Here is a 7,651-nt window from a genome sequence, read left to right as displayed (position 1 = left end):
CAATGGGTGGAGCCGGAGGGAATGTGGTCTTTGCTGGGCGGAGGAGCGATGCGGCCGTCCAGCGTCATGCCGGCTTTGAGGGTGACGAAGGGGCGATGGTGCTGGATGAAGTGGGCGAAGGCGTCGTTGAGGTCGCGGGCTGGTTGCTGGAGGATGCCGAGGGTGACTTCAATGCCGGCGGCGCGAAGTTTGGCGATTCCCTGGCCACTGACCTGCGGGTTAGGGTCTTCGGTGGCGACTACGGCTCGGGCGATGCTGGAGGCGATGAGGGCGTCGGCGCAGGGGCCGGTTCTTCCGTGGTGGGAGCAGGGCTCGAGGGAGACGTAGGCGGTGGCTCCGGTGACGTCGTGGCCGCGTTCGCGGGCTTGCTTGAGGGCGGCGATCTCGGCGTGGTCGCGTTGGTCGTAGAGGTGAGCGCCTTCGCCGATGATCTTGTTTTCTTTGACGAGGACGCAGCCTACCTGCGGATTGGGCGAGGCGAGGGCGACGGTTTCATGGGCGAGGGTGAGCGCCCGCTGCATGAAGGCTTCGTCTTTTTCGTTGTGGAGCGGAGTTGCCATGCTCTCAACAGGATAGCCTGTCAGGCTTGCATTGATCGTAGTTGGGAATGTAGAGCAGTATCGCTTCAAGCCTGCTATCAGAAATGCACCAACAGAGGTAATGATACAAAGCAGATCCTCCGTTTCCTGCCCGGCGAGCGGAGAACTCCCGGCTGGTTTTGCCGATGGAACCGGGAAATAGCATGGATCAATTGGTTGGCATTTAAGTCGTACTTAGGTTGGATGACACGTCTACACAATGCGAATAGCATCGAGCAGTTCAACAAAATGATGACGAATCGATCGTTCAGGCGATGAGGCCAGTCGGCTTCCAGCGCGGTGCGGTTGATGGGACGCATGACCCCATTCCAGAGAGTGTGGGGCGGGAAGGATTCAGTTCAGGAGACTTATGAGACGCGCATGGCTGCTGGCAATTTTCTGTGGTGTGATTTTTAGTGCTGTCGCGGTCGAAGCGCAGACGAACTATGCTGTTTTGCGTGGCGTGGTGACCGATCCGCAACATCTTGCCATTCCTCATGCCACCGTGAAGCTGACCTCGGTCAAAACCGGGGAGTCGCGGGACGTGACGGCGAATGAGCAGGGCGTCTATGAGGCGGGAGGATTGCTTCCGGGAGCGTATTTGCTGGAGACGAAGAGCCAGGGGTTTGCCGTGGCGCGGCGGTCGCTGCAGCTTGAAGTGGGGCAGCAGGCGACGCTGGATGTGGCGCTGACGGTGGGGCCGGACAGCCAGACGGTGACGGCGGTGACAGCGGCGGAGCTGTTGAAGACTTCGGATGCGAGCGTGGGCGAGGTGGTGGACCAGCGGGCGGTGGCGCAGTTGCCGCTGAATGGACGGATGCTGGTGGACCTGATGCTGACCGTTCCCGGGGCGCACGTGGGGATGGGGGCGCAGACGGGAGATACGAGTCCTTTGTATTGGCGGCCGGGGCAGCGGTCGGCGATCAGCGTGGGGGGAAATCGCCCGAACTCGAATTATTTCCTGCTGGACGGAGCGACCAATACCGACCCGACCTTCAATACGCAGAACTTCAGCGCGTCACCGGATGCGGTGCAGGAGTTTCAAGTTCAGATTGGAAGCTACTCGGCGGAGATGGGCGGCGCGGGTGGCGGACAGGTGAACATTGTGACGCGGTCGGGCGGGACGCGGCTGCATGCGACGGCTTATGAGTTTCTGCGCAACGGATCGTTGGATGCCCACTCGTTCAACGACATGGGCGGGACGAATCACCTGGTGCAGAACAACTTTGGCGGCTCGCTGAGCGGCCCGGTGCTGCCGGGGAAGAAGACGTTCTTTTTTTTGAACTATGAAGCACTGCGACATGTTCAGGCAGACACGATGACGATGACGGTGCCGACGTCGGAGGAGTCGGGCGGCGACTTCAGCATGAGCGGGGTGACGATCTACGATCCGGCGACGACGGTAGCCAATCCGCATTACAACCCGGCGCTTCCGGTGAGTCGGCAGAACCCGCAGTTCACGCGTCAGCCGTTTCCGGACAACGTCATTCCTGCGAGCAGGCTGAGCCAGGTGGCGGTGACGATGCTGACGAAGTATGTGCCCCAGCCGAACCTGATGATGGGCATGGGGGGTGGGATGACCATGATGGGGCAGCCGACGGTGGTGGGTTCCGGCAACGACTCCAACAACTATCTGGATGTACGCAACGAGGTCCATTACACCGATCAGGGGACGGTGCGGCTCGACCGGCAGTTCAATGCCAGCAATACGGGATTTGCGCGGTACAGCGCGGGCGGCGAGCATGGGTTTATGCCGGAGAATATGCCGGGGTTCGGCTACCTGCATGACAATCTTTCGCAGCAGGGGATGGGGTCCTACAGCCACGTCTTTACGCCGTCGCTGCTGAATGTGGCAACGGTGGCGGTGTCGCGGTTGAGCATGAACCATACGACGGAGAGCGCAAATAAGAACGACATTACAGGCGAGTTGGGGATTACGGGGGTAGGATTTGGAGGACCGGGTGCATGGGGAGCGCCGTACTTTGCAGTACAGGGATATTCGCCGATCGGCGACAGCTTTTCGGCGACACCGATGCACTCGTGGGACACGCTGGTGGAGGGACGCGACACGCTGACGTGGCTGTTGGGACGGCATAGCCTGAAGTTTGGCGGAGTCTATCAGCGCTTTATCTGGCCGATGTGGGGTTTTTTCCAGAACCGTGGCTTCTACCAGTTCACGAACGGCTTTACGACCGACATTGGAGCGAACGATGGCACCGGCTCGGCATTGGCGAGTTTTCTTCTGGGTCTGCCCGCGGTTCGCCAGCGGCAGGCGGGAATTCCGCAGATGAACCTGAGCCAATGGTACGGCGATGGATATGTGCAGGACACCTTTCGGCTGACGAGCAACACGACGCTCGACTATGGCGTGCGCTATGAATATATGAGTGCGCTGATTGATAGGAGATATACCAACACTAACCTGACATTCGCATCCGATGGAACGCCGAGTGTGTTCATCGGTGGACAGAATGGAATGCCGAAGGGGTTGATGTATCCCAACCGGGCGAACTTCGCGCCGCGCCTCGGGATCTCACAAAATGTGCCGGGCCGGGGACTGGTTCTACATGCGGCGTATGGAATCTTCTATACGCCGGTGGACATGAATACATGGTGCAACCAGCGGCATAATGTGCCGTATACGTTCCCGGAGACCAACCAGAGCGACAACTTTACGCCGTCGATCAACGGCTTCAATTTCGCCCCGGCGGTGCTGGGCAAGACCGTAGTCAGCTTTACCGCGATGGAGACGCACCCGTCGCCGCAGTACATCCAGCAATGGAGCGCGTCGATGGAACAGAGTCTAGGGAAGAGCACGGTCGTCGAGATCGGCTATCTGGGCTCGGGCGGATTCCACCTGCAACGCTCGCATCTCATCAATAACGCGCAGCCGGGGCCGGGAGCGATTCAGCCGCGGCGGCCATTCAAGCAGATCAGCTTCGTTCCCAATTCGGTGATTCCTGCTGACGTGACGGTGGCGAGTACGACGTTTGGCGTGAGCACGATCAATCTGCTCGAGAATTCGGCACAGAGCTGGTACGACGCGGGATATGTGAACGTGCGGCGGCGGGCAGGAAGGGGATTGAGCTTCCTGGCGAACTATACCTGGTCGAAGAGCTTGTCGAATGCACCGGATTTTCGTTCGCCGATGTTCGAAGCGGCGATTCCGCAGAATAATAACGATCTGGCGGCGGAGAAAGGCCCGGCGTGCGATGTGCGGAATCGCGTTGCGCTGAGCGCGGTATACGACGTGCCGGAGTGGGGAAGGAGCCGATTGACTCGCGCCGTGACCACGGGCTGGCGCACCTCGGCGATCTTTCAGGCGCAGAGCGGGTTTCCGCTGACGATCTCGGTATTTGGCGATACCGCGAATGCGGGCACGGCGCTGGGTGAGAATCCCATACGGGCCAATGTTACCGGCAAGCAGGTCTTTGCGCCGGGGACGAGGAATGCGACGAACTGGTTCAATCCGGCGGCGTTCGCGGCTCCGCCAGCCTATACCTTTGGCAATGCCACCAGAAATTCAGTTGTGGGGCCAGGGATGGAGACGACCGATGTGAGCGTGGTGCGCAGCTTCGCGCTGGGCGAGCTGATGAGGCTGGAGACGCGAGGCGAGTTCTTCAACGCGCTGAACCACACCAACCTGGGAACGCCGAACCGGTTTGTGAATACGGCGGGGTTCGGGTCGATCACCGAGGTGACTACGCCCGGACGAGAGATCCAGCTGAGCGCGCGGCTTTCATTCTAAGCATTGAATCTGGGGCCTTTGCTGGTGGTGGCGGCAAAGGCCTAAATATTTAGGTTGACAGATGCCAATGTTCGGTCCTAAACTCCTATTTGTTTAGGAGATGCGATGGTCGGACGAAAAAAAGGGACGAATGCTCTTACTCCGCTTGAGCTGCAGATTATGCAGGTGCTTTGGAGCGAGGGGCCGAGCAATGTGCAGCATGTGCAGAAGAGCCTGCTGCCCGGCAATGAGCTGGCTTACAACACGGTGCAGACCATGCTGAACGTTCTGCACCGCAAGGGAAGGGTGGGACGCTCTTTGGAGGGGCGGGCTTTTGTCTATAGCCCGGTCGCCTCGAAGGAGACGGTGCTGGGGCAGGCTGTGCGTGATCTGGTCGAGCGCATGTTCGGCGGGTCTTCCGAAGAACTGGTGATGAGCCTTGTCAAAAGCCGCCAGGTCGATCTGGAGCGGATCGCGGATCTGAGCCGGAAGATGGCGCAGGAGAGAGGAGAACAGGATGAGTAGCGTCTCTGGCTTTGTCGTCTCTTATCTGGTCAACGCTGTTTGGGAGGTCGTCCTGATTGCCGGGGCGGGATGGCTGGTGAGCCGCCTGGTCAAAAGAGTTGGCGCGCAGGCGGAGCATTTTGTGTGGGTCTCGACGCTGGGGCTTGCGATTGTGATGCCGGGGCTGCCTTTGCTTCGGTGGTTGCTGGCGTTGCTGTATGTTCCCCATGCGGCTGGCGGGAGCTCTTCGATCGTTATTGCTGCCGCCCAGGATGGCGGCCTGATTTCGCGAAATGTTTATACGCTGCCTGAGATTTTTGTCGTGTCTTTGCTGGCGCTCTATTTGGGGGCGGTGCTCTACTTTGCGGTGCGGCTCGCCTGGTCGTTGCGTTCCGCGGCACGGTTGCTGAGGCAGGCGCGTCCTCTCTTGCTGACGACGGAGCAGGAGGAGGTATGGCGGAGTTGCAGGCGAGCGTTCTCGGTGGATGCGGCTCGGATGCTTGAGTCTTCGCGCATCGCGGGTCCGGTGACGCTGGGGCTGCGGGAGCCGGTGCTGCTGGTGCCGAGCGACTTTGCCGCGGAGTGTTCGGCACAGGACCTGCTGGCTGCGCTCGCGCATGAGTGCGCGCATATAAAGCGGCGCGATTTTCAGAAGAACCTCTTCTACGAGATTGCAAGCCTGCTGCTGGTTTTCCATCCCGTGGTGTGGATGCTGAAGTCGCACATCGCGCAGACGCGCGAGATGATCTGCGATGGCATGGCCACGGATGGGCCTATCGATTCGCGCAGGTATACGGAATCTCTGCTACGGCTCGCGACCATGGTCGCTGTGGGCTCGCGAGCTTATCCCTCTCACGCCATCGGGATCTTCGATGCCAACATTCTGGAGAAGCGAATCATGATGATGAATCTCAAGAAGCCACGCGTCAGCTCCGCGATGAAGTATGGTCTGGTGATTCCGGCAACGGTGTTCCTGCTTTCGGTAGCCGTGGGCGGGGCGGCGATGGCTGTGGTGATTGAGCCGCCAAACTCTACTCAGACAGCCGATCGGGCGCAACCGTATGGGCAGGTCTACCACCTTGGCAAAGACGTGACTGCGCCTGTTGTGGTCTGGTCTGTGGAGCCTGAGTATCCTGAGGCTGCTCGAAAGGCGAAGGACAGATTTGGAGGGACGTGTCTGATTGGACTGGTTGTGGACTCGTCGGGGATGGTTCACGATGTTCACGTCAAGCGTTCGCTTCGTCCTGACTTCGATGCGAATGCGGTCAAGACTGTTGAGCAATATCGCTTCAAGCCTGCTACGCGAGCAGGAAAGCCGGTAGCAGTTGCGCTGAATATAGAAATTAATTTTCAGAAGTTTTAAAGAGGATGTTTGGATTTCGGGTGCGGCGTTGGATGGATGCCGCGCCCGAAATTACTTTGCGCCGGGATGGGCTGCGATGAGTGCGGGCAGGATGATTCCGATCATGATCTTGTTGGGGGGCGCGCCGTTGGAGTTGTAGTCGCCAGCCGTGAAGACGGCTACGAAGTCGTATTGCGGGAGGATGTAGATCTTTTGGCCTCCGTTGCCCTGCGCGGCGCTCATGGTCACGCGCTGTACGCCGCTGGGTGTGGTGACGTTCAGGTAGGGATGCCACCAGAAGTAGCCGTAGTCGGTGCCGTCGACCTGGCTTTGTGTGGCGAGAGATGACCGCACCCACGAGGAAGAGATGACCTGATGGCCTTTCCATTTTCCGTTGTCGGCGAAGAGGATGCCGAGCTTGAGCATGTCGCGTGGGCGGAGATGGATCTGCGAGTACTCCTTGTTGGCGTTGGTCAGGTTGTAGTTCCATGTCCAGTTGTTGCGCGGGATGCCTAAAGGAGCGAAGAGATTCTTCTGGGCGAAGTCGGGAAGCTGCATGTGGGTTGCGTTTTCGGTCATGCGGCCTACGACAGCGACGCCGCCGGAGCAGTAGAAGCCCTTGCTGCCGGGGTTATTGATTATGGGGAGATCGAGTGTGGCCTTGACCCAGTCGGACTGGTCGTCGATGACGGTTTCGCGACCCGGAGAGGTGGAACTGTGGTCGTTGCAGTCGAGGCCGGAGCTCATGGAGAGGAAGTTGCCGAGCGTGATCGCCGATTTGCGCGGGTCAGGATTTGCGTAGCTGGTGTAGCTCATGTGAGGGAGCACGGGCTCGTTGGCTCCGGTGAGTGCGCCGCGATCGATGGCGATGCCGGTGAGCGTGCTTACAACTGATTTGGTGGCGGAGCGGAGTTGATGCTGGCGAGCGGCGTTGTAGCCGTAGAAGTACTCCTCCATGACGAGGTGGCCGTGCTGGTAGAGGAGGACGCTGTGGACGTCTTGGTAGGTGCCGTCGAGGATGCCTTGCACGATGGCGTCTGCTGTGGCTTCGCCGAGGTCTGAGTGGGTGATGCTGGCGACGGCGATTCCGTCGTGGAGATCGGCGGGCAGGTGGTAGTGGTAAGTGTCGCCTTTGCTCTGTGGCCAGGGATGGGCGAGGGCGGCGGACTCTGGCGTGATGGAGAGTGAGATGCGCGGATGGAATTGACCGCCTTCTTCGTAACCGGTTACTTTGCCGCTGGCGTCGCGGAGGAAGGGGATCTTTTCGCCGGTGAGGGTGGTGAATTCATCGGCTTTCGAGGGAAGGAGCTTGTACTTTGCGTCATCCTGGACGGCGAAGAGTTGGTCGCCGGCGACGATCTCGAGAGTGTGGCCGGGATGGTCGGTGTACGTTCCCTGGTAGTCCGACAGAGGCGCTTGTGCGTTGACATTTTGCGAGTTGAGGCTTGGGGTCAGCAGGGCGAGCAGGAGTGCGAGTGTCGCGTAACGCATTCGGTCTCC

5 protein-coding genes are annotated in these 7,651 nt (G+C 59.7%); 3 read left to right on the top strand and 2 right to left on the bottom strand.

What is annotated here, in order from left to right:
• A partial coding sequence (ribD, locus tag VMU57_RS19870) for a bifunctional diaminohydroxyphosphoribosylaminopyrimidine deaminase/5-amino-6-(5-phosphoribosylamino)uracil reductase RibD (RefSeq protein ID WP_325386599.1) occupies positions 1-560 on the bottom strand: 560 nt, incomplete at its 3' end.
• A 388-nt stretch (positions 561-948) separates the two neighbouring features.
• Between ribD and VMU57_RS19865 the strand changes: the two genes are divergently transcribed.
• From VMU57_RS19865 to VMU57_RS19855, 3 genes are all read left to right on the top strand, one after another.
• Positions 949-4,326 carry a TonB-dependent receptor gene (locus VMU57_RS19865; RefSeq protein ID WP_325386597.1) on the top strand — a complete coding sequence of 1,126 codons (3,378 nt, stop codon included), beginning with the start codon at positions 949-951 and terminating at the stop codon, positions 4,324-4,326.
• A 105-nt stretch (positions 4,327-4,431) separates the two neighbouring features.
• Positions 4,432-4,830, top strand: a complete 399-nt coding sequence (locus VMU57_RS19860) for a BlaI/MecI/CopY family transcriptional regulator (RefSeq protein ID WP_325386595.1) — start codon at positions 4,432-4,434, stop codon at positions 4,828-4,830.
• A complete protein-coding gene (locus VMU57_RS19855) occupies positions 4,823-6,172 on the top strand; it encodes a M56 family metallopeptidase (protein WP_325386593.1) in 1,350 nt (449 codons plus the stop codon). Before VMU57_RS19860 ends, VMU57_RS19855 begins: the two co-directional genes overlap by 8 nt.
• A gap of 51 nt (positions 6,173-6,223) precedes the next feature.
• Here the strand turns inward: VMU57_RS19855 and VMU57_RS19850 are convergent, their stop codons facing one another.
• Positions 6,224-7,642 carry a serine hydrolase gene (locus VMU57_RS19850; RefSeq protein ID WP_325386591.1) on the bottom strand — a complete coding sequence of 473 codons (1,419 nt, stop codon included), beginning with the start codon at positions 7,640-7,642 and terminating at the stop codon, positions 6,224-6,226.
• Positions 7,643-7,651 lie beyond the last annotated feature (9 nt).

Source organism: Edaphobacter sp., assembly GCF_035532915.1.
Lineage (GTDB): Bacteria > Acidobacteriota > Terriglobia > Terriglobales > Acidobacteriaceae > Edaphobacter.
Note: the sequence above shows the minus strand (reverse complement) of the source record. Positions and strands in the feature narration are given on the sequence as shown.

What these genes read in the sequence shown, in the direction of transcription:
- VMU57_RS19865 (WP_325386597.1), top strand. Translation starts at nt 949, where the DNA reads ATGAGACGCGCATGGCTGCTGGCAATTTTCTGTGGTGTGATTTTTAGT.
- VMU57_RS19860 (WP_325386595.1), top strand. Translation starts at nt 4,432, where the DNA reads ATGGTCGGACGAAAAAAAGGGACGAATGCTCTTACTCCGCTTGAGCTG.
- VMU57_RS19855 (WP_325386593.1), top strand. Translation starts at nt 4,823, where the DNA reads ATGAGTAGCGTCTCTGGCTTTGTCGTCTCTTATCTGGTCAACGCTGTT.
- VMU57_RS19850 (WP_325386591.1), bottom strand. Translation starts at nt 7,642, where the DNA reads ATGCGTTACGCGACACTCGCACTCCTGCTCGCCCTGCTGACCCCAAGC.